We start from the raw sequence: 26,363 nt of genomic DNA, 5'->3' as shown, positions 1-26,363 counted from the left end.
TCTTGCAATGAAGCGCCGAGCATGTGCACACTGCTCTCAAGCGAGAGCAGTGCTCTCTGAAGCGGATCGCTCAGAGACCTGCTCCCCCACCCACGGGAGGAACCCATGTCCTCGTCGTCCCACTACATCAAGGCCAACCCCGTAGACCGCGCTCTCAACGGCTTCATCGGCTGGCTCGCACGCCACGGCATCAGCCTTCTCGGCACGGCCGAACTCTCGGTGCGCGGCCGCCGGAGCGGCGAGTGGCGTCGGCTGCCGGTCAACCCGCTGCCGTACGAGGGCGGCCCCTACCTCGTCTCGGCGCGCGGCCACTCCGAGTGGGTCCGCAACATGCGGGCGGCGGGCGGTGGACGGCTCCAGGTGGGCCGCCGGGTGCAGGAGTTCACCGCGGTCGAGCTGCCCGACGAGGAGAAGCCCGCCGTGTTGCGCACCTACCTGAAGAAGTGGGGCTGGGAAGTGGGCCGGTTCTTCGGGGACATCACCGCCGACTCCACCGACGCGGAACTGCTCGCCGCCGCGCCGAAGCACCCCGTCTTCAGGATCACCGTCCAGCGGTGACCGGCCGGGGCGCCGGCGGCGCGGGCGTAGGCGCGGCCTACTTGTCGAACGCGGTCAGCGCGCGCTGGGCGATCGGGTGGCTGCGGACGATCTCCCCCAGGGAGGTCGACCCGCGCGTGATGTCCACGAAGGCCCGCCAGGCGGGCCGGAATCCGGTGAGCGCGGCGTGGAAGAGCCCCGGCCGCCGCTCGAAGGCGATCAGCAGCCGCTTGCCGACGCTCATCTCGACGCCGAGCCCCGCCTTCACGGCGAACGCGTAGTTCAGGGCCTGGCGGCGGGTGTCCACCGCGTCGTGCGCCTCGGCGATCCGCACCGCCCACTCCCCCGCGAGCCGTCCCGAGCGCAGCGCGAAGGAGATGCCCTCCCGGGTCCACGGCTCCAACAGTCCCGCCGCGTCCCCACAGACCAGCACCCGGCCCCGCGAGAGCGGCGAGTCGTCGGCTCGGCAGCGCGTCAAGTGCCCTGAGGAGACGCTCGGTTCGAAGCCGGCGAGGCCGAGCCGCCCGATGAAGTCCTCCAGATACCGCTTGGTGGCGGCGCCTTCACCGCGCGCGGAGATCACACCGACGGTCAGGGTGTCGCCCTTGGGGAACACCCACCCGTAACTGCCGGGCATCGGGCCCCAGTCGATGAGGACGCGCCCCTTCCAGTCCTCGGCGACCGTCTCCGGAACGGGGATCTCCGCCTCCAGGCCGAGGTCGACCTGTTCGAGCTTCACCCCGACATGTGCCCCTATGCGGCTGGCACTTCCGTCCGCGCCGACGACGGCCCGCGCGAGCAGGGTCTCGCCGCCCTGGAGGACGACGGCGACCGTACGCCGGTCGGGCACCGCCGAGCCGTGCTGCTCGACGCGGGTGACCGTGACACCCGTCCGCAGTTCGGCGCCCGCCTTCTGGGCGTGCTCCACGAGTTGCTGGTCGAACTCGGGCCGGTTGATCAGCCCGAACAGCATCTGTTTCGACTTGCGCGTGCGGGCGTAGCGGCCGTCGAGGGAGAAGGTGACGGCGTGCACCCGGTCCTTGAAGGGCAGTTCGAAGCCGGGCGGCAGCGCGTCGCGCGAGGGGCCGATGATGCCGCCGCCGCACGTCTTGTAGCGCGGCAGCTCCGCCTTCTCCAGCAACAGGACGCTGCGTCCCGCGACCGCCGCCGCGTAGGCGGCCGAAGCCCCTGCGGGGCCCGCGCCCACCACGACGACGTCCCACACCCGCTGCACGTCGTCCGCCGAAGAGTTCTCGCTGCTCACGATGGTCTACTGCTCCCGATCCAGCCGCCTGCCGCACCTGTCCCACGCATCCTACGGCGGGTGACGCCCAGAGCCGCTGTGGGAGGATCGGCAGCGCATGCGCCCTACACCGACACACCGGGCAGGAGCGTGTGCGGCCCCGTACCCAGAAGGACAACGTCGCACCCACCAGGAGCGTGCCCATGCCGTCGAACCCGGTCGCCGAGACCGTCGCCTCACTGATTCCCCGGGCGAAGCAGGAGCTCACCGAACTGGTGGCCTTCAAGTCGGTGGCGGACTTCGACCAGTTCCCGAGGAGCGAGAGCGAGGGCGCCGCGCGCTGGGTGGCCGACGCACTGCGCGCCGAGGGCTTCGAGGACGTGGCCCTGCTGGACACCCCGGACGGCACCCAGTCCGTGTACGGCTGCCTCCCGGGCCCCGAGGGCTCGAAGACGGTCCTCCTCTACGCCCACTACGACGTGCAGCCGCCGCTCGACGAGGCCGCCTGGGTGTCGCCGCCGTTCGAGCTGACCGAGCGCGACGGCCGCTGGTACGGGCGGGGCGCCGCCGACTGCAAGGGCGGCGTGATCATGCACCTGCTGGCGCTGCGGGCCCTGAAGGCGGGCGGCGGGGTGCCGGTCACCGTGAAGGTGATCGTCGAGGGCTCCGAGGAGATGGGCACCGGCGGCCTCCAGCAGTACGCCGAGGCGCACCCCGAACTGCTCGCCGCCGACACCGTCGTCATCGGCGACGCGGGCAACTTCCGCGTGGGCCTGCCGACGGTCACCTCCTCCCTGCGCGGCATGATCCTCATGCGGGTGCGCGTCGACGCCCTCGAAGGCAATCTGCACTCGGGACAGTTCGGCGGCGCGGCCCCCGACGCGCTGGCCGCGCTGATCCGCGTCCTGGACTCCCTGCGCGCCGAAGACGGCACGACGACCGTGGACGGACTCGCGAGCGACGGGACCTGGGACGGCCTGCAGTACACGGAGACCCAGTTCCGCGAGGACGCCAAGGTGCTCGACGGTGTGGAACTGGTCGGCGCCGACACGGTCGCCGACCGGATCTGGGCCCGCCCCGCCGCCACCGTGCTGGGCATCGACGCCCCGCCCGTGGTCGGCGCGACCCCGTCGATCCAGGCGAGCGCCCGCGCCCTGATCGGCCTGCGCGTCCCGCCGGGCGTGGACGTCCAGCAGGCGATCAAGCTGCTCGAAACCCACCTGGTGTCCCACACCCCGTGGGGCGCCGGGGTGAGCTGCGAACTCATCGGCCACGGCCAGGCGTTCCGCGCGGACACCTCCAGCCCGGCGTACGAGGCGATGGCGGCGGCGATGGCCGTCGCGTACCCGGGCCAGGAGATGCAGTACGCGGGCCACGGCGGCTCCATCCCCCTCTGCAACGCCCTCGCCGCCCTCTACCCCGACGCCGAGATCCTCCTCATCGGCCTCAGCGAACCGGAGGCCCGGATCCACGCGGTCAACGAGAGCGTGTCCCCGGAGGAACTGGAGCGCATGTCCGTGACGGAGGCCCTGTTCCTCGACAACTACGCGAGGAACTGAACGACCACTTCACACCGGTGCGGCTCCGCGTCCCCCGCTCATCGGGGCCGCGGGGCCCCGCGTCGCTCAGGGGCGCGGGACGGGAACGCCGGCCTCCAGGTACAGGGCGGCGCCCCGCTCACGAGCCCGCAGCGCCCACCGCAACCGCTCGTACCGCACCGGCGGCAGCAGATCCGCCGCCTCCTCCTCCGTGACGAACCTCCAGTCACGCAGCTCGGGCCCGGGCAGCACCGGCCGCTGCGCCCCGGTGACGTCCAGCCGGCCCCCGTCGAACAGCAGCCGCAGCCCGCCGTACCTCGGCGCCGCCGGCGCCTCCCAGTCGACGACCAGCAGCCGGGGCACCTCGCCGAGCCGTATCCCGGTCTCCTCCAGAACCTCCCGCACACCCGCCCGCGCCGGCGCCTCCCCGGCCTCCACCACCCCTCCGGGGAACTCCCACCCGGCCTTGTAGGTCGGATCGACGAGCAGGACCCGGTCCTCCTCGTCGAACAACAGGACCCCCGCGGCGACCGTCTCGGCGGTCGGTTCGGGGGTCTGCACGATGTCGCACACGGGTACGCCGTCGGTGGCCACGGCGTCGGCGATGCGCCGCGCGGTCTCGTACGGGGTGAGGGCGCCGGTGTCGACGAGATGGGCATCGGTGGTGAGCCAGCCGCTCAGCGCGGCCCGGTACGGCGCGATGTGGTCGTACGCCCATTGACGCAGCCGCATCTCGCCGTCGGGGAGGTCAGGCGGAATCTCGCGCCCGGCTATTCGCTCCCGCAGTATCGTTTCGGCCGGGGCCAGGAGCAGATGCCGGACAGGAATGCGGCGGGCGGCCAGGCCGCCGAAGATCTCGTCGCGGTACTCCTGGCGGAGCAGGGTCATGGGGACCACGAGGGTGCCGCCCAGCTCGGCGAGCAGCGCGGCGGCGGTGTCGACCACCAGCCGTCGCCAGCTCGGCAGGTCCTGGAAGTCGCCGACCTCGGCGAGGCGTTTGGCCGGCAGCATGTGTGTCAGTGCGCCGCCGATGACCTCGGGGTCGAAGAGCGTGCTGTTCGGGATCAGTTCGATCAGTTCCCGTGCGGTGGTGGTCTTCCCCGCACCGAACGCACCGTTGATCCAGACGATCACGGTTCCCCCTCTTCTGTTGGCCCCCTGAGGCTTGCCCTCCACTCCGCCACGGAAACCAGCCGCTGATGAGGAGCCGAAATACGACGACGGCGGGCCCCCGACCGGAGGGGACCCGCCGTGCGCGATACGTGGGGAGGCGGACGAGCGTCCGCCTCCGTCCACCAGGCCGTCAGCCTTCCTTGCCGCCCTTGCCCTCCTGGTCCGCCTGGCCTCCCAGGGCGTCCTCGTCGACCGTCAGGCTGTCGCTGGCGACCGTCTTGCCGACCTCGCCGAGCGTGCCCTCGACGTCCAGTTTGCTCAGTGCGTCGGTCTTCCCGGTCGCGTCGGCGGTTTCGAGACCGTGCGACGGCGTGATGGCCGCGACGACGAAACCGGTGGCGAGGGAGGCGATGGCGAGCATGCTGCGCTTCTTCATGCCCCGCTCAACTGCGGAAGCCCCCGAGGGGTCACGGCCGGTTTTCACCTCGCGTACCGCCTCCGTGACAGGACACACCGGCTCAGGATCGCTCCCCCGGCCCCCGCCCGCACCGCCGGCCCGTCACCGCCGCCCCGTCAGCGCCGCCGCGGCCGCGCCGACCAGGCCCGCGTCGGTCCCCATCACGGCGGGGGTGACGGTCAGGTCCTGGACGAAGGAGAGCGTGGCGTAGTCCTTCAGGGCGGTGCGCAGAGGGGCGAAGAGGACGTCGCCGGCGTTCGCGACGCCGCCGCCGATGACCGCGAGGTCGATCTCGACGAGGGTGGCGGTCGCCGCGATCCCGGCGGCGAGGGCCTGCGCGGCGCGCTCGAAGGAGGCCACGGCGAACGGGTCGCCGGCCCGCGCGGCGACGGCGACCGCAGCGGCGGAGGTGTCGCCGTCGGGCCCGGGCCGCCAGCCGTTCTCCAGGGCACGGCGGGCGATGTTGGGCCCGCTGGCGATGCGCTCGACACAGCCGCGGGCGCCGCACGGACACGCGTCTCCGTCGAGGTCGACGCTGATGTGTCCGATGTGGCCGGCGTTCCCGGTGGGCCCCGTGTGCAGCTTCCCGCCGAGGACGAGACCACCGCCGACGCCCGTCGACACAACCATGCACAGCGCGTTGTCATGGCCGCGCGCGGCGCCCTGCCAGTGCTCGGCCGCCGTGATGGCCGCGCCGTCGCCGATCAGTTCGACGGGCAGCCCGCCGGTCACGGCCCGGACCCGCTCGACGAGGGGGAAGCCTCGCCAGCCGTGGATGTTCACGGGGCTCACCGTTCCGGCGGAGGCGTCCACCGGCCCGGCGCTGCCGATCCCGACGGCCGCGGCCCCGCTCCACAGCGGGTCGGCGGTCAGTTCGCCGAACACCTCCTCGACGGCCCGCATCACGGTGTCGCCGTCCTCCCGCGCGGGCGTCGGGCGCTGCGCGCGCACCAGGATCCGGCCGTGGCCGTCCACCAGCGCCCCGGCGATCTTGGTGCCGCCTATGTCGAGCGCGGCCACGAGGTCGGTCTGCATCAGTGTCAGTTCTCCCACTGCGAGTCTCCTACCGGGCGCCCGGATCCAGCGACCCCCGGATCTCCGGCCGGAAACCGGCAGCACGACGCTCGCCTGGTGGGGGGCGCCGGCCAGAGAATGCGATAGACAGTCTCCCCCGGCCGTGACAACGTTGTCCAGGCTCTATGCTCGACGACACATCCTCAACAGCCGCACCATTTCCCCACGGCACCCACCCGCCGCGCCCACCGCCCCACCCGCACCGCGACCGCACCCGTGACCGACAGGACAGGACAGCGCCCAGTGCCCGACACCGCAGCCGGCTTCGCCCGCCGCCCCGAGAACCGCTACGGCAACCGTCCCACGATGAAGGACGTCGCGGCCCGGGCCGGGGTGGGTCTGAAGACGGTCTCCCGGGTGGTGAACGGCGAGGCCGGCGTCACCCCCGACACCGAGCGCAGGGTCCAGGAGGCGATCGAGGCGCTCGGCTTCCGGCGCAACGACAGCGCGCGGGTGCTGCGCAAGGGCCGCACCGCCAGCATCGGCCTCGTCCTGGAGGACCTCGCGGACCCGTTCTACGGCCCGCTCAGCCGGGCGGTGGAGGAGGTGTCCCGCGCACACGGCTCGCTGTTGATCAACGGGTCCAGCGCGGAGGACCCGGACCGCGAGCAGGAGTTGGCGCTGGCCCTGTGCGCGCGCCGGGTGGACGGGCTCGTGATCATTCCGGCCGGTGACGACCACCGGTATCTGGAGCCCGAGATCAGGGCGGGGGTCGCCACGGTGTTCGTGGACCGTCCGGCCGGGCGGATCGACGCCGACGTGGTGCTCTCCGACAGCTTCGGCGGGGCCCGTGACGGCGTCGCCCACCTCATCGCCCACGGCCACCGCCGCATCGGTTTCATCGGCGACATGCCCCGCATCCACACCGCAGCCGAGCGGCTGCGCGGCTACCGGGCGGCCCTGGAGGACGCGGGCATACCCGTCGAGGACGCGTGGATGTCGCTGGGCGTCACCGACCCGGAGCGGGTCCGCAGGGCGGCCGAGGACATGCTGTCGGGCCCATCGCCCGTCACGGCGGTCTTCGCGGGCAACAACAGGGTGACGGTCACGGTCGTCCGGGTCCTCGCCGGGCACACCCGTCCGGTGGCCCTCGTCGGCTTCGACGACTTCGAGCTGGCCGATCTGCTCCGGCCGGGCATCACCGTCGTCGCCCAGGACCCCGCCCGGCTCGGCCGTACCGCCGCCGAACGCCTCTTCCAGCAGTTGGACGGCTCCCTCGTGACCCCCGAGCGCATCGAGCTGCCGACCCGGCTGATCGCCCGCGGCTCGGGCGAACTCCCACCGGCGGACTGACCCTTGGACGCCCCCGACCCCCGTACCCTCGAAGCGCTCGGCCTCGCCGTGGCGCCGCGCGAGGACCCGCTGAGCTACCCCGGCGCGTGGCCGCCCGAGTCCGTGCTCCTGGACGGCAACCGGATGCTGCCGCTGGACACGCTCGTCTTCGAGGACCGGCTGCCCGTGCTCTCCGTCGGCTCCAACGCCTGCCCGGCACAGCTCGTCCACAAGATGGCGGAGCGCGGCGTGGAGTGCCGGATCCCCATGGTCCGGGCCAGGGTCACGGGCATCGGGATCGGGATCTCCGCCCACGTGAGCCTGTTGGGCTACCTCTCGGCGTCGCCGTACCACTCCCCCGGCTCCACCGCCGACCTGTTCCTCACCTGGCTCGACGAGGCCCAGCTCGCCGTGGTCGACGCCAGCGAGGGCGTCGACTCGCCGACCGGCAACTTCCAGCGGGCCGTCCTGCCCGCCGCCGACTTCCGTGTCGAGCTGGAGTCGGGCCAGGTCCTCGACCACGCCTGGATCTACGTCAACCGCTGGGGCGTGCTGCGCGACGGCGGCCCGGACCCTCGCCCGCACCCCGGCCGTCAGCGCCCGCTGCTCACCGAACTACTCGCCTCGTCCGTGGAGTTGCGCGAACTGTTCGGCACCACCCCCGACGAGTTCTCCGCCCGGGCGCGCGGCGACCGTGAACTGTGCGCCCGGGGCAGGGAGTTGTTCGCCGAGCGGAGGTGGACGACGGTGTCGGGTCTGGAGCAGTACGTACGGCCGCATCCGGGGGCCCGGGGCAGGCCGTGACGCCGGGCCTCGGCCTCAGCAGACGGGCAGGCCGGGCACCGGGGCGTCGTTGTCGCCGCCCTGGATGTAGACGTCGCTGACGTAGACGTCGGTGTTGCCGCTGTCGTCGTCGGTCTTGGCCCACCAGACGTTGGTCCACTCGCCGGAGGTCTCACGGCGGCCCAGGTTCGCCTGGCAGTAGAAGTAGTTGGTGCCCTGATTGAGGACGCCGACCTCGGTTCCGGCGGCCGTGTAGGACTTGGCGGTGGTCCAGACGGTGCAGTTGTACTTGCCGCCGCCGATGGAGTGGCAGACCGGTTCCTCGGTCGTCCCGCCGCCGGTCGTGCTCCCGCCGCCGGTGGTGGTACCGCCCGAGGTGTCGGAGCCTCCCGTGCCGCCGCCGGTGGTGCCGCCGCTCGCGTTCTTCGACGGCGAGGCGGACGCCTCGGGTTCCTTCCCGTCGTCCTTCTCGCTCTTCTCGCCGGGGCTCGCGGAGTTCGTGTCGTCCTTCTCGTCCTTCCCCTCGGAGACCGAGTCGTCGGTGAGGTCGACCGTGCCCCGGCTGCGGCCCGGGGAGGGGGTGCCGCTGTTCGACGTGTCGGTGGAGGGCCGGGCGCCCGTCTCCTTGCCGTCGTCCCCGTTCAGCAGTGCCACCGTGACGCCTGTGGCCGCGAGCACGACGGTGACGGCCAGGGCGGCGAGCAGGGCACGGCCCTTGCGCGGACGGCCTCCGGTCGAGGAGACGGTGGTGACGGGTCCCGACGGGGGCACGGGCGCGCCCGCGACGGGGCCCGCGACCCCCGGGGAGGCCCCCGTACCGGGCCCGGCGAGGGGTTGCGCGGGCCCGAAGCCCGGGGTCGGCCCGGTCGAACCGAATCCCGCGCCCGTCCCGGCCGCCGCGGCACCCGCGGTCGGCGGCCCGAAGCCGGGCGGCACCGACGGGACGCTCCGTTGGGTCTCCGCCCTGGGCTGCGGCGCGGGCCCGGCGGTCCCGGTCGTCGAGGGGTCGAGCGCGCCGCCGGAGGCCACGGCCTCCAGCAGTTCGCGGGCCCGGTCCGCGTCCGGACGGAACTCCGGGCGCTTGTCCATCAGTTGCCGCAGGACCGGCCCGAGGGGCCCCGCCCGCACGGGTTCGGGCAGCGGGTCGGTCACGATCGCGGTGAGCGTCGACCAGGTGGACGTACGCCGGAACGGGGACGCGCCCTCCACGGCCGCGTACAGGGTGGCGCCGAGGGCCCAGACGTCGGAGGCGGGGCCGGGGTCGTTGCCCTGGGCGCGTTCGGGGGCCAAGTAGTCGAGGGAGCCGACGAGTTCGCCGCTGCGGGTGAGGTGGGTGGCGGAGCCGTCTCCCGGGTTCTCCATGGTGGCGATGCCGAAGTCGGTGAGGACGACGCGGCCCGAGCGGTCCAGGAGGATGTTGCCGGGCTTGACGTCGCGGTGCAGCACACCGACCCGGTGGGCGGCGGCGAGGGCGTCCATGACCTTGGCGCCGATGGCGGCGGCCTCACTCGGGTCGAGCAGGCCCCGGTCGCTCAGGACGTCGTCCAGGGACGGGCCGTCGACCAGCTCCATGACGATCAGCGGGCGCCCGTCGACCTCGGCCACGTCGTGCACGGCGACGACTCCGGGGTGCCGGACGCGGGCGGCGGCCCGGGCCTCGCGCTGCATGCGCAGCCCCAGGTCGGCCAGTTCGGGCGCGTCCGCGTCCGTGTAGGTGCGCAGCTCCTTGAGGGCGACCTCACGGTGCAGCACCTCGTCCACGGCCCGCCAGACGACGCCCATGCCGCCGCGCCCGAGCTGCTCCACGATCCGGTACCGACCGGCGAGGATCCGCCCGACACCGTCCGTCTGTCCGTTCGCCCCCGAAGACACCCGCGCCTCGCTCCTGTGACACACCGATGAATGGCGTAAGCCTAAGCGGTGGCCGGGGGCGCTCCGGACCGTCGGCGGCGGCTGTCACAGGACCGCTACGCACCCCGCCGCCGACCCACCCGTCCGTACCAGCCCCTACCGGTCTCTACGGGTCGGAGACCGTCTCTACGGGCCGGAGACCGTGAGATCCGCCCGCCTCGGCGCCGCGAAGCCCTCCAGGTCGGCGCGGGTCAGGCCGGTCTCCCGGGAGACCTCGTCGATGTCGAGGGCACCGCAGTCCAGGCCGCGCAGCAGATAGCCGCCGAGGGCCTTGGCGGTCGCGGGCTCGTCCATCACGTCGCCGCCCGCGCGGTCGGCGTACCGGGAGAGACGGGCGGCGGCCTGTGCGTACCCCTCGCGGTAGAAGGCGAACACGGCCGCGTAGCGGGTCGGGATGTGGCCGGGGTGCATGTCCCAGCCCTGGTAGTAGGCGCGGGCGAGGGCGCGGCGGGTGAGGCCGTAGTGCAGGCGCCAGGCGTCGTGGACCTGGGCTGTGGGGCCGACGGGCAGGACGTTGGTCGAGCCGTCCGAGACGCGTACGCCCGTGCCGGCCGCCGCGACCTGCATGATCGCCTTGGCGTGGTCGGCGGCCGGGTGGTCACTGGCCTGGTGGGCGGCGGAGACGCCCAGGCAGGCGCTGTAGTCGAAGGTGCCGTAGTGCAGCCCGGTGGCGCGGCCCTCGGCGGCTCCGATCATCCGGGCGACGGTGGCGGTGCCGTCGGCGGCGAGGATGGACTGGCTGGTCTCGATCTGGATCTCGAAGCCGATCCGGCCGGGCTCCAGGCCGCGTGCCTTCTCGAAGGCCTCCAGCAACCGGACCATGGCGGTGACCTGCTCGGCGTACGTCACCTTGGGGAGGGTCAGGACCAGCCCGTCGGGCAGACCGCCGGCCGCCAGCAGGCCCGTGAGGAAGATGTCGAGGGTGCGGATGCCCCGGTCGCGCACCGGCGCCTCCATGCACTTCATGCGGATGCCCATGTACGGGGCGGCCGTGCCGTCGGCGTACGCCTGGGCGATCAGCCGGGCGGCGCGGGCGGCGGCCTCGTCCTCCTCCGCGTCGGGGCGGGCCCCGTAGCCGTCCTCGAAGTCGACGCGGAGGTCCTCGATCGGCTCGCGCTCCAGTTTGGCGCGGACGCGGTCGTACACGGGCCCGGCGAGGTCGTCACCGAGGCCGAGGACGGCGGCGAAGGAGGCCGCGTCGGGGGCGTGCTCGTCGAGGGCGGCGAGGGCCCGGTCGCCCCAGGTGCGCAGGGTGTCCGCGGCGAAGACGTCGCCGGGGACGTAGACGGTGTGCACGGGCTGGCGGGTGCCGGGGTCGCCCGGGTAGCGACGGTCCAGTTCCGCGTCGACGGGGGCGAGGGAGGCGCTGATCTCCTCGCTGACGGCGCCCGCGAGAGTCGTCGCCACGTTCTCCTGTCGGCCCTGCCCCATTCCATGCCCTCCATTTTCCGTAGTACGGAATCAACAATCCGTATAACGAAGCTAGCTGTCGATCTTCACCCCGGTCAACACCCTCCGGACGTGGGATTCCCCATGCTCTTCGCCTGGTCACCGCCGATCCGGCGTCTTCGTCCGTATCAGTAGGCAAGCTTCATGGTGACTCGCAAGGGGAGGAAATCGCGTGCCGAAAGAGGTCGGAGAGGTCGGAGTGACGCGTCGCCAAGGACTCAGGTCCGCGGCGGCCGCCGCCATCGCCGTGCCACTGCTGACGACGGCGGGCTCGTCACAGCCGGCGTCCGCCGGTGAGTACGCGGGCGCACTGAACGTGATGACGTTCAATGTGCGCTTCGCGACCGTCGTCGACAGCACACCGCGCTGGACCGTCCGCCGACCGGTCATGCGGGAGCTGTTGCGCCGCGAGCGACCGCACGTCATCGGCACCCAGGAGGGGCTCTACCAGCAGTTGCGCATGATCGAGAGGGATCTCGGCGTCCATTACGACTGGATCGGCACCGGCCGAGGGGGCGGCAGCAAGGACGAGTTCATGGCGATCTTCTACGACACCCGCAGACTCGACCCGATCGAGTTCGATCACTTCTGGCTGTCCGACACCCCGTACACGATCGCCTCCAACACCTGGGGCGCGGACTGGCTGCGCATGGTGACCTGGGTGAAGTTCGCCGATCTCGCCGACGGGGGCCGGGAGTTCTACGTCCTGAACACGCATCTGGACAGCGTCAGCCAGTACGCCCGGGAGCGCTCGGCGGGGCTGATCGGCGAGACGATGGCCGGGTGGGACCGCTCGGCGCCGGTCGTCGTCACCGGTGACTTCAACGCCGCCGCCCACGACAACAAGGTGTACGACCTGATGCTGGGCAACGGCCTGGTGGACGCCTGGGACGCTGCCGCCTCGCGCACCGAGGCGTACGGGACGTACCACGGCTACCGGGCACTCAAGCCCGACGGCAGACGCATCGACTGGATCCTCACCTCGCCCGGGGTGACCACGCACTGGGCGGCGATGAACACCTTCTCGGTGGAGGGGACGTACCCGAGCGACCATCTGCCGGTGCAGGCCTCGTTGACCCTGGGATGAGCCGAGGCCCCCGCGACCGCGCGAACGGTCGTGGGGGCCTCGGCAGGATCGGGGAGGCTCAGCCCTTGCGGGCCTTGATCTCCTCGGTGAGCTGCGGGACGACGTCGAAGAGGTCGCCGACGACGCCGTAGTCGACCAGGTCGAAGATCGGGGCCTCGGCGTCCTTGTTGACGGCCACGATGGTCTTCGAGGTCTGCATGCCGGCGCGGTGCTGGATGGCGCCGGAGATGCCGTTGGCGATGTACAGCTGCGGCGAGACGCTCTTGCCGGTCTGGCCGACCTGGTTGGTGTGCGGGTACCAGCCGGCGTCCACGGCGGCGCGCGAGGCGCCCACGGCCGCGCCGAGGGAGTCGGCGAGCGCCTCGATGATCGCGAAGTTCTCGGTGCCGTTGACGCCGCGGCCGCCGGAGACGACGATCGCGGCCTCGGTCAGCTCCGGACGCCCGGTCGACTCGCGCGGGGTGCGGCCGGTGACCTTGGTGCCGGTGGCCAGCGCACCGAACGTCACCTCCAGCGCCTCCACGCTGCCGGCGGCCGGGGCGGCCTCCACGGCGGCGGAGTTGGGCTTGACGGTGATGACCGGGGTGCCCTTGGAGACACGGGACTTGGTGGTGAAGGACGCGGCGAACACCGACTGGGTGGCCACCGGGCCCTCGTCACCGGCTTCGAGGTCGATGGCGTCGGTGATGATGCCGGAGCCGATGCGCAGCGCGAGGCGGGCGGCGATCTCCTTGCCCTCGGCGGAGGACGGGACCAGCACGGCGGCCGGGGAGACGGCGGCGACGGCGGCCTGCAGCGCGTCGACCTTCGGCACGACCAGGTAGTCGGCGTACTCGGCGGCGTCGTGGGTGAGGACCTTGACCGCGCCGTGCTCGGCGAGCGTGGCGGCGGTGTCGGCGGCGCCGCCTCCGAGGGCGACGGCGACGGGCTCGCCGATGCGGCGGGCCAGGGTCAGCAGCTCCAGGGTGGGCTTGCGGACGGCACCGTCCACGTGATCGACGTAGACGAGAACTTCAGCCATGGGATTGCTCTCCTGCGGATTGCGAAGTCTGAGGGGGCGGTAAGAGAGAGGGGCCTTAGATGAACTTCTGGCCCGCGAGGAACTCAGCGAGCTGCTTGCCGCCCTCGCCCTCGTCCTTGACGATCGTGCCGGCGGTACGCGCCGGGCGCTCGGCCGCGGAGTCCACAGCCGTCCAGGCGCCCTCCAGACCGACTTCCTCGGCCTCGATGTCCAGGTCGGACAGGTCCCAGGACTGCACCGGCTTCTTCTTCGCCGCCATGATGCCCTTGAAGGAGGGGTAACGCGCCTCGCCCGACTGGTCGGTGACGGAGACCACGGCCGGCAGGGAGGCCTGCAGCTGCTCGCTGGCGGCATCGCCGTCACGGCGGCCCTTGACCACACCGTCCTCGACGGACACCTCGGACAGCAGCGTCACCTGCGGAACACCCAGCCGCTCCGCCAGCAGCGCCGGGACGACGCCCATCGTGCCGTCGGTGGACGCCATACCGGAGATCACCAGGTCGTAGCCGGCCTTCTCGATCGCCTTCGCCAGCACCAGCGAGGTACCGATCGCGTCGGTGCCGTGCACGTCGTCGTCCTCGACGTGGATCGCCTTGTCCGCACCCATCGACAGCGCCTTGCGCAGCGCGTCCTTGGCGTCCTCCGGACCCACGGTCAGCACGGTGATCTCAGCGTCGTCGGCCTCGTCGGCGATCTGCAGCGCCTGCTCGACCGCGTACTCGTCGAGCTCGGAGAGCAGACCGTCCACGTCGTCACGGTCGACGGTCAGGTCATCGGCGAAGTGCCGGTCGCCAGTGGCGTCGGGCACGTACTTCACAGTGACAACGATCCTCAAGCTCACGCCGGCTCTCCTACTGCATCGTCATTTCTGGGCTGCCTTCTTCCAGGCAGCATAGGCGCCTGAAGCGGCCGATCCCGATCGGGGCGACCTGCGCTCCGTTCGAAATATTACTCGCCAGTACGACATCTACGATCTCGCATTGCGTGCCCGCTAAGCAAGCGCTTTGAACTGTGAGTTAGGCAACCCTGCGTAATCGCGCGGGACTCAGTCTCGCAGACCGTTGAAGCGGCCCTGGTGATACAGCAGCGGCCTGCCGGCGCCCGAGGGATCGCCCACGACGACCTCGGCGAGGACGACGCGGTGCTCGCCGGCCGGGACGCGCGCCACCACCCGGCAGACCAGCCAGGCGAGCACGTCGTCGAGGACGGGAACTTCCTCCGGGCCGCTACGCCATCCGGTGGGCGCCCCGAACCGGTCGGCGCCGCTGCGCGCGAAGGTGGCCGCCAGCTCCCGTTGGTGCTCCCCGAGTATGTGCACACCGACGTGCTCCGCCTCGGAGATCACCGGCCAGCTGGAGGCGCCGGTGCCGATGCCGAACGAGAGCAGCGGGGGCTCGGCGGAGACCGAGCTGAGCGAGGTGGCGGTGAAGCCCACCGGGCCGGTGGCTCCCCGGGCCGTGATCACTGCCACACCGGCGGCATGACGACGGAAGACGGACCGCAGGAGGTCGGGGGAGGCGAGCTGGGGCGAACCGAGGCCGGAGGTGGCCGTCATGGAGCTTTCCTTCTGCTGGGGTCGACGGGCTCGTGCGTGGCTGCTCACGGTCCCGGACAACACGCACCGGCCGTGCGGACCAGGAACTCCCTGGATACGACGTCGCGCGCGGAGAGAAGGTTTTCGCGGGGCACAAGGTCAGGCTGACGATAGATGACGCGTACAGTCAAGCGCGTTCCGAGATGCGGCGTCACACGGCCTCGCCCAGCGCGGCGATCACATCCGCCTTGCGCGGCTGCCCGGTTGCCCTGCGCACGATCCGGCCATCCGCGTCCAGCACGAGCACGGTCGGCGTCTTGAGGATGTCGAACCGGCGCACCAGCTCCAGATGTTCCTCGGCGTCGATCTCCACATGGGCGACGCCCGGAATCATTCCGGCCACTTCCGCGAGCACCCTGCGGGTCGCCCGGCAGGGGGCGCAGAAGGCGCTGGAGAACTGCACCAGCGTGGCCCGTTCCCCGAGCCCCTCCCCCAAGTCCGCCGCGCCGAGCCGCTTGTCGCCGTCCCGCCCGCGCACCCTGATCCTCCCGCTCCGCCGCCGATGCAGCACTCCGTAGGCGCTCGCCGCCGCGAGCACCAGCCCACACACCACAAGTCCGGTCACAGCGTGGTTCAGCGTTCACGAGACTGCAAAGATTCCCGGCTCCCCATCAGGATTGGCCTGCGGAATGCTTGACGCATGGACATCGATGTGAGGGGACCGCGCTTCGGGGCGGCCGTGACGACCGTGGTGCTCGCGGTCGTGCTGATCACCGGCAGCGCCTGGCTGCTGGCCTGGCAGACGTTGGCGTTCGCGCTGGGCGCGGCGGGCGGGGTGGGGCGTTCGCCGTACGGCTGGGCCTTCCGCGCGCTCGTCCGACCGCGCGTCGGGCCCCCGACGGAGTTCGAGGCGCCGCAGCCGCCGCAGTTCGCGCAGGGGGTCGGGCTGGTCTTCGCGCTGGTGGGCCTGGCCGGGTTCACGGTGGGACCCGAGTGGTTGGGGCAGGCCGCGACCGGCGCGGCCCTCGCCGCGGCCTTCCTGAACGCGGTGTTCGGGTACTGCCTGGGATGCGAGACGTACCTGCTCCTCAGGCGGGTGACCGTACGCGCGCGGTGACGACCGGGTGAACGTCCGACGGCCGATCGTGTGTCCGACGTGACGAGAATCTCGCCACAGGCCGACACCAGGACTGGCTACTCGTGCGTTCTTGGGGCACGATCTGCGAGATGCCGTAAACCTACGGCTGCGTAACCTCCCGCCGGGGACCTCATTCCCGGGCAGAGAGAAGGGTCCACTCCGTCCATGGCTGAGCTTGTCTACCGTCCCGTGGTCGGCCTCGCCCAGACCCTGTTCAAGGTCTGGGACTTGAAGATCGACTGCCAGGGGTCGGAGAACATCCCGCGCCAGGGCGGCGCCGTGCTGGTGAGCAATCACATCAGCTATCTGGACTTCATCTTCGACGGCCTGGCGGCGCTTCCGCAGAAGCGTCTGGTGCGTTTCATGGCCAAGGAGTCGGTGTTCCGGCACAAGATCTCCGGTCCGCTGATGCGCAACATGCGGCACATCCCGGTCGACCGCAAGCAGGGGGAGGCGGCCTACACGCACGCGTTGGACTCGCTGCGCTCCGGCGAGATCATCGGCGTCTTCCCCGAGGCCACCATCTCGCAGTCGTTCACGCTGAAGAGCTTCAAGTCGGGCGCCGCCCGGCTGGCCCAGGAGGCGGGCGTCCCGCTGATCCCGATGGCCGTGTGGGGCACGCAGCGGCTGTGGACCAAGGGCCACCCGCGCAACTTCAAGCGCAGTCACATCCCGGTCACCATCCGGGTCGGTGAGGCGATAGAGGCCTCCAAGGACAAGTACGCGGGCGCCATCACCCGCCAACTCCGCGAGCGTGTGCAGGAGTTGCTGGAGGCCGCCCAGCGCGCCTACCCGGTCCGCCCCAAGGGCCCGGACGACACCTGGTGGATGCCGGCCCACCTCGGCGGCACGGCCCCGACCCCGGAACAGGTCCGCGAGGCCGAGGCCCGCTGACCCGGTCCTACAGCGCCACGGGAAGCGTCCTCCACAGGTGCGGCCGGTCCTGGGCCGCCCGGAGGGCGCCGAGCACGGCCGGGTGCGGTGCGGCGTAGAGGGTCGGATAGTCCACCTCGTCCAGGGCCGGGTCGGGCACCCAGGCCAGCCGCTCCCCGGCCAGCGAGAACCGGGCGTCCACACCCGGCTTGTTCCCCCGGGGGTCCTGGCGGTGCCAGGCGCCGTTGAAGCGCACGGCGACCAGGCCGTGGACGGCGTGTCCGTCGCCGTCGTCGTGCGTCAGCCGCTGGTAGCAGAGCGCCGTCGGGATGTCCTCGGCGCGCAGCAACGCGGCCAGGGCGTGGGCCTTGGCGTGGCAGATCCCGGTGCGCAGGTCGAGGACGTCGGACGCGCGCCAGGTGACGCGCGGATCGCCGGCGTCCTGGGAGTGCGGGATGGCATCGCGCACGTACTCGAACGCCGCTTGCGCATAGCCATACGAGTCCGCGACCGTTTCGGCGAGGCGTGCGGCCGTCTGCCGTACGCGCGGATGGTGATGGTCGATGACCTCGTCGGCCACCAGATAGGCGGACAGGTCAGGGGTTTCCTGGATCAGCTCCATGCCCGCAGAGCATAGGAAAACGATCACCCGAGAGTCAATGACTTTTCGGGTGACCGTATATCTATGCAGAACGTTCAGCGGCCCGTCAGCGGGCCATCTCCTCCTTGAGGGCCGCCACGAACCCGTCCACGTCCTCCTCGGTCGTGTCGAAGGAGCACATCCAGCGGACGTCACCGGCCGCCTCGTCCCAGAAGTAGAAGCGATGGCGCTTCTGCAGGCGTTCGCTCACGTCGTGCGGCAGACGGGCGAAGACCGCGTTGGCCTGCACCGGGTGCAGGATCTCGACGCCGTGGACCGCGCGGACGCCCTCGGCGAGCCGCTGGGCCATCTCGTTGGAGTGGCGGGCGTTGCGCAGCCACAGGTCCCTCGCCAGCAGGGCCTCCAACTGCACCGAGACGAAACGCATCTTGGAGGCGAGCTGCATGGACAACTTGCGCAGGTGCTTCATCCGGCGGACGGCGTCCTGGTTGATCACGACGACCGCCTCGCCGAACATCGCGCCGTTCTTGGTGCCGCCCAGGGAGAGCAGGTCGACGCCGACCGCGTTGGTGAACGTCCGCATCGGCACGTCCAGGGAGGCGGCGGCGTTCGCTATCCGGGAGCCGTCCAGATGCACCTTCATGCCGTGCGCGTGGGCGTGGTCGCAGATCGCGCGGATCTCGTCGGGCGTGTAGAGGGTGCCGAGTTCGGTGCTCTGGGTGATCGAGACGACCTGCGGCATGGCGCGGTGCTCGTCGTCCCAACCGTACGCCTGGCGGTCGATCAGCTCGGGGGTGAGCTTGCCGTCGGGTGTGGGCACGGTGAGCAGTTTCAGTCCGCCGACCCGCTCGGGCGCCCCGCACTCGTCCACGTGGATGTGCGCGCTCTCGGCGCAGATCACCGCGCCCCAGCGGTCGGTGACCGCCTGGAGCGCGACGACGTTGGCGCCGGTGCCGTTGAAGACCGGGAACGCCTCGGCGGTGGCGCCGAAGTGGCTGCGGACGATGCGCTGGAGGTTCTCGGTGTAGTCGTCCTCGCCGTAGGAGACCTGGTGCCCGCCGTTGGCCAGGGCCAGGGCGGCGAGGACCTCGGGGTGGACCCCCGCGTAGTTGTCGCTGGCGAAGCCGCGGATCTCCGGATCGTGATGGCGTCGGGCGTCGGTCTTCGGAGGGTTCACGGCTTGTCGGTCAGCCACAGACGGTTTCCGTTCACTTCGGCGGCGGACTTCTCCCAGACACCGACGATGGCCTCGGCCAGCTCCTTGACGTCGGTGAAGCCCGCGAACTTCGCGTTGGGTCGGTCGGCGCGCATCGCGTCGTGCACCAACGCCTTCACGACCAGGATGGCAGCCGCGGAGGTCGGACCCTCCGGCCCGCCCGCCTTGCGGAAGTAGTCGGCCGTGGCCAGCGTCCACGCCTCGGCGGCGGCCTTGGCGGCGGCGTACGCGGCGTTGCCCGCGGTGGGCTTGCTGGCGCCGGCCGCGCTGATCAGGACGTACCGGCCGCGCTCGCTGCGCTGCAGCGCCTCGTGGAAGGCCAGGGAGGTGTGCTGCACGGTGCGGATCAGCAGCATCTCCAGGAAGTCCCAGTCGTCGAGGCTGGTCCTGGTGAAGGTCTCGCTCCCGCGCCAGCCGCCGACGAGGTGGACGAGGCCGTCGACCCGGCCGAAGTCCTTCTCGATGCGAGTGGCCCAGTCACGGGTCGACTGCAGGTCGAGGAGATCGACCGTGTCGCCCACGACGGTGGCGCCGCCGTGGGCGTAGCGGGCCGCGTCCACGGCCTCCGAGAGCCGCTCGGGGTCGTTGTCGGAGCCGACGACGATCGCCCCCGCGTCGGCCAGCCGCAGCAGCGCCGCCCGGCCGGCGGGTCCGCCCGCGCCGGCCACCGCGATCACCGCGCCGCTCAGTGCACCGTTGCCGTTCTGCATGGTCCTAGCCTCCTGAGCAGCGACTGCGAGATCTGCGAGCCGGGCGGTCACGCGGCGACCCGCTCGGTGTCCGCCGCCGTGATGCCCTTGGTGGAGGCGATCACGGTCTTCAGCTTCTTGGCGAGCGCCTCATAGAACATGCTGAGCGGAAACTCGTCCGGAAGCACGTCGTCGACGAGTTTCCGCGGCGGCTGCGTCAGATCCAGGGCGTCCGGGCCCTTGGCCCAGCGGGAGCCGGGGTGCGGGGCGAGGTAGGTGGAGACCAGCTCGTAGCCGGCGAACCAGTGGACGAGCTTGGGGCGGTCGATGCCGTCGCGGTAGAGCTGCTCGATGTCGGCGCAGAGCTGGTTGGTGACCTGCGGGGCGCGCTGCCAGTCGATGTACAGCTTGTTGTCGGTCCAGCGGACGACGTCGTGCTTGTGCAGGTAGGCGAAGAGGAGCTGGCCGCCGAGACCGTCGTAGTTGCGGACCCGCTCGCCGGTGACCGGGAAGCGGAACATCCGGTCGAAGAGCACGGCGTACTGCACGTCACGGGCCTGCGGGACGCCGTCGGCCTCCAGTTTCACGGCCTCCTTGAAGGCGGTGAGGTCGCAGCGCAGTTCCTCCAGGCCGTACATCCAGAACGGCTGGCGCTGCTTGATCATGAAGGGGTCGAAGGGCAGGTCGCCGTGGCTGTGGGTGCGGTCGTGGACCATGTCCCACAGGACGAAGGCCTCCTCGCAGCGCTTCTGGTCGTGGACCATCGCGGCGACGTCCTCGGGCAGGTCCAGGCCGAGGATGTCGACGGCGGCGTCGGTGACCCGGCGGAACCGGGCGGCCTCGCGGTCGCAGAAGATGCCGCCCCAGGAGAAGCGGGCCGGGGCCTCGCGCACGGCGATGGTCTCCGGGAAGAGGACGGCCGAGTTGGTGTCGTAACCGGCGGTGAAGTCCTCGAAGGTGATGCCGCAGAACAGCGGGTTGTCGTAGCGGGTGCGCTCCAGCTCGGCCAGCCACTGGGGCCAGACCATGCGCAGCACGACCGCTTCGAGATTGCGGTCGGGGTTGCCGTTCTGCGTGTACATCGGGAACACCACGAGGTGCTGGAGGCCGTCCGCGCGGTTGGCCGCGGGCTGGAAGGCGAGCAACGAGTCGAGGAAGTCGGGTACCTCGAAGCCTTCGTCGGCCCAGCGCCTCAGGTCCCCGACGAGCGCCGCGTGGTAGGCGGCGTCGTGCGGCAACAGCGGGGACAGCGCCTCGACGGCCCCGACGATCTCCCGTACGGCCTGCTCGGCGGTGGCCGGAGCGGGGGCCCCTTCCGCGTCGAAGTCGATGGAGCCGTCCTTCGACTGCCATGGCCGGATCCGCTCCACGGCGTCCTTGAGCACGGGCCAGGCCGGGTGCTCCACCACCCTACCGACCGAAGGAACAACGTCCTCCGCACCCATCTGCACAAGAATTTCCGTCATGACCCATCCTCCACGGGAGAACCTTTCGTAAGGACACCGTACGTAGCGAGGGTTCCTCACCGCAAGACCGATCATGAGCGGCCCAGCCGGAAATCTTCCCGCCACCCCCTGCACCTAACCGCTGAATCTCCTGCCACACGCGTCATGGGTCACACTTCGTGCGTCACCCCCTCCGAGCCAAGGGCACCGGGGGTCAACGCGCACCGGACTCGCCCACTCAGGGATGACCTGATCGGTGCGGCCAGGTGCGGAAACGGTCCTGTTCTCCGACGTGACACGGGGTGACACGACCCGAAAGCACCGGTGCACATACGGATGCATCGCACGGCGGGAGGACTACGCTGCGCCCCAGCCGCGTGCCGCCCCTCCCCCGGCCGCGCGGTCCGAGCCGCCGTCGACGGAAGCGAGTCCACCTTGAACTTCCTCACCATCGGTCACCGCGGAGTCATGGGTGTCGAACCGGAGAACACCCTCCGTTCCTTCGTGGCCGCCGATCGCGCGGGCCTCGACGTCATCGAACTCGATCTGCATCTGAGCAAGGACGGCGCACTCGTCGTCATGCACGACGCGGATGTGGACCGGACCACCGACGGTACGGGCCCGATCGCCGACAAGACCCTCGCAGAGCTGCGCGCCCTGGACGCGGGCCGCGGCGAGCGCGTGCCCACCTTCGAGGAGGTCCTGGACGCCGTACGGGCACCGCTCCAGGCCGAGATCAAGGACACGGCGGCGGCCCGCGCCCTCGCCGAGGTCATGCACCGGCGCGACCTGGTGGGACGGGTCGAGGTCCTGTCCTTCCACGACGAGGCGGTCGCCGAGATCGCCCGTCTCGTACCGGGTGTACGCACCGCGCTGGTCGCCAGCCGCTACGGCACGGACGTCGTGGACCGGGCGGTGGCGGTGGGCGCCACCACCCTGGTGCTGAACATCCGGCGGCTGACGCTGGAGGTCGTCGAGAAGGCCCGCAAGGCGAACCTGCGGATCATCGGCTGGGTGGTGAACACCCAGGACCATCTGCGCCTGGTCCGCGCCCTCCAGCTGGACGGCGCGACGACCGACTACCCGGACATCAAACGCACCGGCCGCTTCACGGCCTGACCCCTACCCCAGCTCCTTGACCAGAAGCTCGAAGCGCAGGTCGTCGCGCCGGGGGATGCCGAAGCGCTCGTCGCCGTACGGGAACGGGGTCATCCGTCCCGTACGGCGGTAACCACGCCGCTCGTACCAGGCGATGAGGTCGTCCCGTACGGAGATCACGGTCATGTGCATCTCCCGCACGCCCCAGCCCTCGCGCGCGATCCGCTCGGCCTCGGCCATGATCACCTTGCCGAGGCCGCCGCCCTGGAGGGCCGGGCTCACCGCGAACATCCCGAAGTAGGCGTGTGCGCCGCGGTGTTCGAGCTGGCAGCAGGCGACGACCGTGCCGTCCCGCTCCACGGTGAGCAGTCGGCTGTCGGGCGCCTTGATGACCTCCAGGACCCCCTCGGGATCGGTCCGCTGTCCTTCGAGGATGTCCGCCTCCGTGGTCCACCCGGCGCGGCTTGAGTCCCCCCGGTACGCGGACTCGATCAGGGCCACGAGGTCGTCCACGTCGGCGTCGGTGGCATCACGGAAGGTCAGGTCGGTGGCGGCGGTGTCCACGGGCTGCTCCTGGTAGATCCGCAGGGCTCGAACACCGAAGAGGGTATCGACAGCCCGTCCCCGGCGGAGCGCCTACCCTCGTCCGCGTGATCCACGTACTCAGCAGCCGCACCCTCCTGCGCCCCACCGACCCCGAACGCTCCCGCGTCTTCTACGGCGAGCAGCTCGGGCTCCCCGTGTACCGGGAGTTCGGTACGGGCGAGCACCGGGGCGTCGTGTACTTCCTCGGCGGCGGTTTCCTGGAGGTCGCGGGCCGCTCGGAGACACCGCCGTCGCCGGCGCTGAAGCTGTGGCTGCAGGTCGCGGACGTGACGGCGGCGCACGCGGAGCTGCTGGCGGCCGGGGTGGAGGTGCGGCGGGCGCCGGTGAAGGAGCCCTGGGGGCTGATCGAGATGTGGATCGCCGATCCGGACGGCACGGAGATCGTGCTGGTGGAGATCCCGGCGGACCATCCGCTGCGCTACCGGCCGGGGATCTGAGACGTCACACCCCGGTGGCCGGGGCCGGAACGCGGGCATAGCGTGCTGGAGGGGCACGCGCGTACGCGCCCGATTCCCTTCCGGAGGACGCCATGAAGCTCGACGAGCCGGTGACCGGTGGGCCCTGCTGGACGGAGCTGGGGACCAGCGACCTGGAGTCGGCCGAGCGGTTCTACACCGAGCTGTTCGGCTGGCGTCCGGAGACCGATCCGCGCCAGGAGGCCGGCGGCTACACCGTGGCCCACCTCGCGGACGCGGCGGTGGCCGCCCTCGCGCCGCTGTACCAGGAGTCGCAGCCGGTGGCCTGGAACGTGTCGTTCGCGGTGCGCGACGCGGACGCGGCGGTGGCGGCGGTGCGGGCGGCCGGCGGGACCGTCGTGCTGGAACCCATGGAGGTCTTCGACCTCGGACGGTTCGCGGTGGTCTTCGATCCGGGCGGCGCGACCTTTCAGCTCTGGCAGGCGCGGACCTTCCCGGGCGCCGGGCTGTTCAACGCCCCCGGCACGCTCGGCTGGGTGGAGCTCCTGAGGCGTGCCCCGGAGCGCGCGCGGTCCTTCTACACGGCGGTGTTCGGCTGGAGCGTGAGCACCGGCGGGCGCTACGCCCGGTGGGGCATCGAGGGCGCCGACTTCGGCGGCATGATCACGATGGACGACAAGTTCCCGCCCGAGGTGCCTTCGCACTGGCTGCCGTACTTCGCCGTGGAGGACGTCGACGACACGGCCCGGGTCACCGCCGAGGCGGGCGGCTCCCTCCTCATGGAGCCCACCACTGTCCCGGAGGGCCCATGGATCGCGGTGCTGCGGGATCCCCAAGGGGCCGTGTTCGGTGTCCGTGCGGCGGAGACCGGGGGCTGATCCGCGGAGTCCGCCGCGCCGCGTGGGCGACCTCGTGCGCGAGGATCCGCCTCAGGCGCGCGGCAGCCCCAGACGGCCCTCCAGCTGGATCAGCAACTCGCCCAGCAGTACGGCGAGTTCGCGCCGGTCACCGGTGTCGACCCCGGAGAGCACGCTCTCCTCGTACGCGAGTTGCTCCGGCATGACGCTGTCCACGAGGTCGCGGCCGGTGTCGGTGAGACGGACATGGGCGACGCGCCGGTCACGGGAGTCGCCCCGGCGCTCGACGAGGCCGCGCTCGGTGAGCAGCTTGAGGCGTTTGGTGACGGCGGCGCCGGAGGCGAAGGTCTCCCGGGCGATCTCACTGGGCGTCAGCTCGTGGCCCGTGCGGCGCAGGGTGCCGAGGACGTCGAACTCGGGGCGGGTGAGCCCGGCGTGACGCAGCGGCGCGTCCTCGGCCTGCTGGAGGAGGGCGGCGCAGCGGTTGACGCGGCCGATGATCTCCATCGGCGCGGTGTCGATGCCGGGGTGCACCGTCTGCCACTGGCGCACCACCTTGGCGACCGTGTCCCCGAGAGCCGCGCCGCTCCCCGTCCCCGCCCGCCCGTTGCCTGCCGTCATGCCCGTGCGCCCTCCGCTGCCTGTGACCGTCGCTGTCGTGCCGTCGCCGCGAGCGTACGGTGTCCGGCCTGCTCGACGTGTGTCACCCGCTCCGACGGCAGGGCGCGTTGCCACCATTCGCCGCTCGCGGTGTCGGTGACGGCCCGCAGTTCGACGAGGGCTGCGGCCAGGGCGCGGCGGGCTGCGGGCAGGGCGCCGGGGGTGGCGTCCGGGTCGGCGGCCGTGCGGAGCGTGTGCGCGCGGGCGTGCTCCACGACCGCGAGGGCGTCGGCGACCCGGTCGCCGGCCCGCCGGTTGGTGACGACGACCGCCGTGAGGAAGCCGACCAGGGCGCCGACGACGGTGTCCGAGAGCCGGTCGGTGATCAGCGCGCCGGGGTCCTCGAAGCGGACGAACTCGGTGACGAGGAGGGCCATCGGGGTGACGCAGACGGTGCCGAGCCAGTAGTTGCGGCTGATGAGGGCCTCGGCGCCGAAGGCGAGCGCCAGACAGCACAGGACGAGCGCCGCCGGGCCGAGGTGGGCGAGCGGGACGAGGGCGGCGAAGGCCAGCACCCCGGCAAGGTTGCCGACGACGCGCTGGACGCCCCGGCTCCAGGTGAGGGTGAGGTTCGCCTGGTAGAGCGAGGCGGCGGTGACGAGGGCCCAGTAGGGGCGGCCGACTCCGATGGCGAGGGAGGCGTATCCGGCGAGGGCGCACCCGAGGGCGGTGCGTGCGGCGAGCGGGGTGAGCAGGTCGAACGCGCTCCACGAGAGGCGGCGGCGGTGTCCGCACGGCGTGTCGAGCGGTTCGTCGGCCGATTCCGCCGGGGCGGCGGCTCGCCGGAGGCGTGCGGCGGCGAGCGGGTCCCGCGCGAGGGCGCGCAGTCGGTCGGGGTGCGCCTCGGCGGGCGCGGCGAGCGCGACGTCGGCGCGGGTCAGGAGCGCCGCGAGGACGCGGCGGGGCTCGGTACGGGGGCCGGCCGCGAGCAGGGTCTGCCAGGCGGTGTGCACGGCGGTCGCGGCGGCGGTGCGGGACCCGGGGCGCTCGGGTGCCTCGACGTGGGCGGCCACCGCGTTCAGCGCGTGGGCGGTGGCGCGGCGCTCCGGGCCGTACGGGCGCGGCAGGCCGGGGGCCATGCAGACGAGCCAGGCCCAGGTGCCCGCGACGGCGGCCACGGCGAGGTGACCGGGGACCTGGGTGAGGCTCTGGGGCAGGAAGAGGGCCGCCGAGGTGACGAAGGTGAAGATGACGTTGGCGGGCGGCCCGATGCGGCTCGCGTCGCACAGGGCCTTCTGCGCGGCGGCGAGGAGCGCGCCCACGGTCACCAGCACCACGGCGTTCGTGGTGAGTGCGGCGGTGACCAGGGCGACCGCGAGTCCGGCGACCATGCCGAGCACGACCCGGGCGAGGGTACGGGCGCGGGCCGCGTAGGGGCGGTGGTGGGCGTAGAGGGCGCACAGGGAGCCGGCCATCGTGTACATGGCCAGGTCGAGGCGGTGGAGGGCCAGCAGCGTCAGGTTCGGGGGTGCGGTCGCGACGACCACGCTGAGCGCGGGCTTGAACCAGATCTCGGAGGGGCGGTTCACCCGGAGGACACCGGAGAGCGGGAGCCGGCGGGCACGGGGGTGTCGGACGCTGCGCATGCAATAACCTTAGCTGGTGTTTTACTCGTGAAATACATGCCTCCGCTGTGGCGCCGGTCTCGCGTCTCTCGGTGGCGCTCACCTGTCGTGGCGCACACCCGCACGCTCCCCCGCGTACACCCTTGCGCTCGTATGCGCGCCATCGGGCCCGGGCATGCC

Annotated in this window: 27 protein-coding genes; 10 read left to right on the top strand and 17 right to left on the bottom strand. The window is 71.8% G+C overall.

All coding sequences use genetic code 11. From position 1 onward, the window contains the following. Nucleotides 1-105 precede the first annotated feature (105 nt). Entirely contained in the window at nucleotides 106-558 is a 453-nt protein-coding gene (locus K1J60_RS41005) for a nitroreductase family deazaflavin-dependent oxidoreductase (protein WP_220650643.1), read from the top strand. Nucleotides 559-595: 37 nt separating this feature from the next. Here K1J60_RS41005 and K1J60_RS41000 read toward each other — a convergent pair whose 3' ends face one another. Continuing rightward, nucleotides 596-1,801, bottom strand: a complete 1,206-nt coding sequence (locus tag K1J60_RS41000; RefSeq protein ID WP_220650642.1) for a geranylgeranyl reductase family protein — start codon at nucleotides 1,799-1,801, stop codon at nucleotides 596-598. Nucleotides 1,802-1,983: 182 nt separating this feature from the next. Here K1J60_RS41000 and K1J60_RS40995 point away from each other — a divergent pair, with 182 nt between their 5' ends. After that, on the top strand, nucleotides 1,984-3,339 hold the full coding sequence (locus K1J60_RS40995; RefSeq protein ID WP_220650641.1) for a dipeptidase: 1,356 nt from the start codon (nucleotides 1,984-1,986) through the stop codon (nucleotides 3,337-3,339). Nucleotides 3,340-3,405: 66 nt separating this feature from the next. Here K1J60_RS40995 and K1J60_RS46985 read toward each other — a convergent pair whose 3' ends face one another. The 3 genes from K1J60_RS46985 to K1J60_RS40980 all read right to left on the bottom strand — a co-directional run bounded on the left by K1J60_RS46985 (nucleotide 3,406) and on the right by K1J60_RS40980 (nucleotide 5,923). Continuing rightward, the gene (locus K1J60_RS46985) at nucleotides 3,406-4,452 is read right to left on the bottom strand and encodes an NUDIX hydrolase (RefSeq protein ID WP_220650640.1); all 1,047 of its coding nucleotides are present in this window, start codon (nucleotides 4,450-4,452) and stop codon (nucleotides 3,406-3,408) included. Nucleotides 4,453-4,621: 169 nt separating this feature from the next. Then, a complete protein-coding gene (locus K1J60_RS40985) occupies nucleotides 4,622-4,867 on the bottom strand; it encodes a hypothetical protein (protein WP_220650639.1) in 246 nt (81 codons plus the stop codon). Nucleotides 4,868-4,990: 123 nt separating this feature from the next. Further along, nucleotides 4,991-5,923, bottom strand: a complete 933-nt coding sequence (locus K1J60_RS40980) for an ROK family protein (protein ID WP_220651936.1) — start codon at nucleotides 5,921-5,923, stop codon at nucleotides 4,991-4,993. Nucleotides 5,924-6,205: 282 nt separating this feature from the next. Between K1J60_RS40980 and K1J60_RS40975 the strand changes: the two genes are divergently transcribed. Beyond that, nucleotides 6,206-7,255: a LacI family DNA-binding transcriptional regulator gene (locus K1J60_RS40975; protein ID WP_220650638.1), complete on the top strand. Its 1,050-nt coding sequence runs from the start codon at nucleotides 6,206-6,208 to the stop codon at nucleotides 7,253-7,255. 3 nt (nucleotides 7,256-7,258) lie between these two features. Beyond that, complete coding sequence (locus K1J60_RS40970; RefSeq protein WP_220650637.1) at nucleotides 7,259-8,038, top strand: hypothetical protein; 780 nt, start codon at nucleotides 7,259-7,261, stop codon at nucleotides 8,036-8,038. A gap of 15 nt (nucleotides 8,039-8,053) precedes the next feature. Here the strand turns inward: K1J60_RS40970 and K1J60_RS40965 are convergent, their stop codons facing one another. Both K1J60_RS40965 and K1J60_RS40960 read right to left on the bottom strand, forming a co-directional pair. After that, complete coding sequence (locus K1J60_RS40965) at nucleotides 8,054-9,889, bottom strand: serine/threonine-protein kinase (RefSeq protein ID WP_220650636.1); 1,836 nt, start codon at nucleotides 9,887-9,889, stop codon at nucleotides 8,054-8,056. A 165-nt stretch (nucleotides 9,890-10,054) separates the two neighbouring features. Continuing rightward, the gene (locus tag K1J60_RS40960) at nucleotides 10,055-11,359 is read right to left on the bottom strand and encodes a DUF6986 family protein (protein ID WP_220650635.1); all 1,305 of its coding nucleotides are present in this window, start codon (nucleotides 11,357-11,359) and stop codon (nucleotides 10,055-10,057) included. A gap of 217 nt (nucleotides 11,360-11,576) precedes the next feature. Here K1J60_RS40960 and K1J60_RS40955 point away from each other — a divergent pair, with 217 nt between their 5' ends. Further along, nucleotides 11,577-12,464 (top strand): endonuclease/exonuclease/phosphatase family protein, encoded by an 888-nt coding sequence (locus tag K1J60_RS40955; RefSeq protein WP_220651935.1) that lies wholly within the window; start codon nucleotides 11,577-11,579, stop codon nucleotides 12,462-12,464. A gap of 58 nt (nucleotides 12,465-12,522) precedes the next feature. On the opposite strand, the gene K1J60_RS40950 is transcribed toward K1J60_RS40955, so the two are convergent. The 4 genes from K1J60_RS40950 to K1J60_RS40935 all read right to left on the bottom strand — a co-directional run bounded on the left by K1J60_RS40950 (nucleotide 12,523) and on the right by K1J60_RS40935 (nucleotide 15,644). Next, a complete protein-coding gene (locus tag K1J60_RS40950) occupies nucleotides 12,523-13,485 on the bottom strand; it encodes an electron transfer flavoprotein subunit alpha/FixB family protein (RefSeq protein WP_220650634.1) in 963 nt (320 codons plus the stop codon). Nucleotides 13,486-13,540: 55 nt separating this feature from the next. Beyond that, nucleotides 13,541-14,326, bottom strand: coding sequence for an electron transfer flavoprotein subunit beta/FixA family protein (locus K1J60_RS40945; protein ID WP_220650633.1), 786 nt, complete (start codon nucleotides 14,324-14,326; stop codon nucleotides 13,541-13,543). Nucleotides 14,327-14,530: 204 nt separating this feature from the next. Then, on the bottom strand, nucleotides 14,531-15,040 hold the full coding sequence (locus K1J60_RS40940; protein WP_220650632.1) for a flavin reductase family protein: 510 nt from the start codon (nucleotides 15,038-15,040) through the stop codon (nucleotides 14,531-14,533). 190 nt (nucleotides 15,041-15,230) lie between these two features. Further along, nucleotides 15,231-15,644, bottom strand: coding sequence for a thioredoxin family protein (locus tag K1J60_RS40935; RefSeq protein ID WP_220650631.1), 414 nt, complete (start codon nucleotides 15,642-15,644; stop codon nucleotides 15,231-15,233). A 75-nt stretch (nucleotides 15,645-15,719) separates the two neighbouring features. On the opposite strand from K1J60_RS40935, the gene K1J60_RS40930 reads away from it, so the two are divergent. Together K1J60_RS40930 and K1J60_RS40925 are read left to right on the top strand one after the other, a co-directional pair. Next, entirely contained in the window at nucleotides 15,720-16,136 is a 417-nt protein-coding gene (locus K1J60_RS40930) for a DUF4395 domain-containing protein (protein ID WP_220650630.1), read from the top strand. Nucleotides 16,137-16,322: 186 nt separating this feature from the next. Further along, nucleotides 16,323-17,051: a lysophospholipid acyltransferase family protein gene (locus tag K1J60_RS40925; protein ID WP_220650629.1), complete on the top strand. Its 729-nt coding sequence runs from the start codon at nucleotides 16,323-16,325 to the stop codon at nucleotides 17,049-17,051. 7 nt (nucleotides 17,052-17,058) lie between these two features. Here the strand turns inward: K1J60_RS40925 and K1J60_RS40920 are convergent, their stop codons facing one another. From K1J60_RS40920 to K1J60_RS40905, 4 genes are all read right to left on the bottom strand, one after another. Then, nucleotides 17,059-17,652, bottom strand: a complete 594-nt coding sequence (locus K1J60_RS40920) for a transglutaminase domain-containing protein (RefSeq protein ID WP_220650628.1) — start codon at nucleotides 17,650-17,652, stop codon at nucleotides 17,059-17,061. Nucleotides 17,653-17,737: 85 nt separating this feature from the next. After that, nucleotides 17,738-18,808, bottom strand: coding sequence for a threonine aldolase family protein (locus K1J60_RS40915; RefSeq protein WP_220650627.1), 1,071 nt, complete (start codon nucleotides 18,806-18,808; stop codon nucleotides 17,738-17,740). Continuing rightward, complete coding sequence (locus K1J60_RS40910; RefSeq protein WP_033527549.1) at nucleotides 18,805-19,557, bottom strand: SDR family NAD(P)-dependent oxidoreductase; 753 nt, start codon at nucleotides 19,555-19,557, stop codon at nucleotides 18,805-18,807. Before K1J60_RS40910 ends, K1J60_RS40915 begins: the two co-directional genes overlap by 4 nt. Before the next feature lie 47 nt (nucleotides 19,558-19,604). After that, a complete protein-coding gene (locus K1J60_RS40905) occupies nucleotides 19,605-21,002 on the bottom strand; it encodes a DUF6421 family protein (RefSeq protein WP_220650626.1) in 1,398 nt (465 codons plus the stop codon). Between the two features lie 414 nt (nucleotides 21,003-21,416). Between K1J60_RS40905 and K1J60_RS40900 the strand changes: the two genes are divergently transcribed. Continuing rightward, entirely contained in the window at nucleotides 21,417-22,100 is a 684-nt protein-coding gene (locus tag K1J60_RS40900) for a glycerophosphodiester phosphodiesterase (RefSeq protein WP_220650625.1), read from the top strand. A 3-nt stretch (nucleotides 22,101-22,103) separates the two neighbouring features. Here the strand turns inward: K1J60_RS40900 and K1J60_RS40895 are convergent, their stop codons facing one another. Further along, nucleotides 22,104-22,643 (bottom strand): GNAT family N-acetyltransferase, encoded by a 540-nt coding sequence (locus K1J60_RS40895; protein WP_220650624.1) that lies wholly within the window; start codon nucleotides 22,641-22,643, stop codon nucleotides 22,104-22,106. A gap of 86 nt (nucleotides 22,644-22,729) precedes the next feature. On the opposite strand from K1J60_RS40895, the gene K1J60_RS40890 reads away from it, so the two are divergent. Together K1J60_RS40890 and K1J60_RS40885 are read left to right on the top strand one after the other, a co-directional pair. Continuing rightward, entirely contained in the window at nucleotides 22,730-23,122 is a 393-nt protein-coding gene (locus K1J60_RS40890; protein WP_220650623.1) for a VOC family protein, read from the top strand. Between the two features lie 92 nt (nucleotides 23,123-23,214). Beyond that, the gene (locus K1J60_RS40885; protein WP_220650622.1) at nucleotides 23,215-23,979 is read left to right on the top strand and encodes a VOC family protein; all 765 of its coding nucleotides are present in this window, start codon (nucleotides 23,215-23,217) and stop codon (nucleotides 23,977-23,979) included. Between the two features lie 51 nt (nucleotides 23,980-24,030). Here the strand turns inward: K1J60_RS40885 and K1J60_RS40880 are convergent, their stop codons facing one another. Both K1J60_RS40880 and K1J60_RS40875 read right to left on the bottom strand, forming a co-directional pair. Continuing rightward, on the bottom strand, nucleotides 24,031-24,579 hold the full coding sequence (locus tag K1J60_RS40880) for a MarR family winged helix-turn-helix transcriptional regulator (protein WP_033527543.1): 549 nt from the start codon (nucleotides 24,577-24,579) through the stop codon (nucleotides 24,031-24,033). Then, entirely contained in the window at nucleotides 24,576-26,204 is a 1,629-nt protein-coding gene (locus K1J60_RS40875; RefSeq protein ID WP_220650621.1) for an FUSC family protein, read from the bottom strand. Before K1J60_RS40875 ends, K1J60_RS40880 begins: the two co-directional genes overlap by 4 nt. Nucleotides 26,205-26,363 lie beyond the last annotated feature (159 nt).

Source organism: Streptomyces akebiae (assembly GCF_019599145.1).
GTDB classification, from domain to species: Bacteria; Actinomycetota; Actinomycetes; order Streptomycetales; family Streptomycetaceae; genus Streptomyces; species Streptomyces akebiae.
This window is presented reverse-complemented; position numbering and strand designations above follow the sequence as displayed.

Coding starts and splice junctions, on each gene's coding strand:
- K1J60_RS41005 (WP_220650643.1), top strand. CDS start 106: ATGTCCTCGTCGTCCCACTACATCAAGGCCAACCCCGTAGACCGCGCT.
- K1J60_RS40995 (WP_220650641.1), top strand. CDS start 1,984: ATGCCGTCGAACCCGGTCGCCGAGACCGTCGCCTCACTGATTCCCCGG.
- K1J60_RS40985 (WP_220650639.1), bottom strand. CDS start 4,867: ATGAAGAAGCGCAGCATGCTCGCCATCGCCTCCCTCGCCACCGGTTTC.
- K1J60_RS40980 (WP_220651936.1), bottom strand. CDS start 5,923: ATGCAGACCGACCTCGTGGCCGCGCTCGACATAGGCGGCACCAAGATC.
- K1J60_RS40960 (WP_220650635.1), bottom strand. CDS start 11,359: ATGGGGCAGGGCCGACAGGAGAACGTGGCGACGACTCTCGCGGGCGCC.
- K1J60_RS40950 (WP_220650634.1), bottom strand. CDS start 13,485: ATGGCTGAAGTTCTCGTCTACGTCGATCACGTGGACGGTGCCGTCCGC.
- K1J60_RS40940 (WP_220650632.1), bottom strand. CDS start 15,040: ATGACGGCCACCTCCGGCCTCGGTTCGCCCCAGCTCGCCTCCCCCGAC.
- K1J60_RS40930 (WP_220650630.1), top strand. CDS start 15,720: ATGGACATCGATGTGAGGGGACCGCGCTTCGGGGCGGCCGTGACGACC.
- K1J60_RS40925 (WP_220650629.1), top strand. CDS start 16,323: ATGGCTGAGCTTGTCTACCGTCCCGTGGTCGGCCTCGCCCAGACCCTG.
- K1J60_RS40920 (WP_220650628.1), bottom strand. CDS start 17,652: ATGGAGCTGATCCAGGAAACCCCTGACCTGTCCGCCTATCTGGTGGCC.
- K1J60_RS40910 (WP_033527549.1), bottom strand. CDS start 19,557: ATGCAGAACGGCAACGGTGCACTGAGCGGCGCGGTGATCGCGGTGGCC.
- K1J60_RS40905 (WP_220650626.1), bottom strand. CDS start 21,002: ATGACGGAAATTCTTGTGCAGATGGGTGCGGAGGACGTTGTTCCTTCG.
- K1J60_RS40885 (WP_220650622.1), top strand. CDS start 23,215: ATGAAGCTCGACGAGCCGGTGACCGGTGGGCCCTGCTGGACGGAGCTG.
- K1J60_RS40880 (WP_033527543.1), bottom strand. CDS start 24,579: ATGACGGCAGGCAACGGGCGGGCGGGGACGGGGAGCGGCGCGGCTCTC.
- K1J60_RS40875 (WP_220650621.1), bottom strand. CDS start 26,204: ATGCGCAGCGTCCGACACCCCCGTGCCCGCCGGCTCCCGCTCTCCGGT.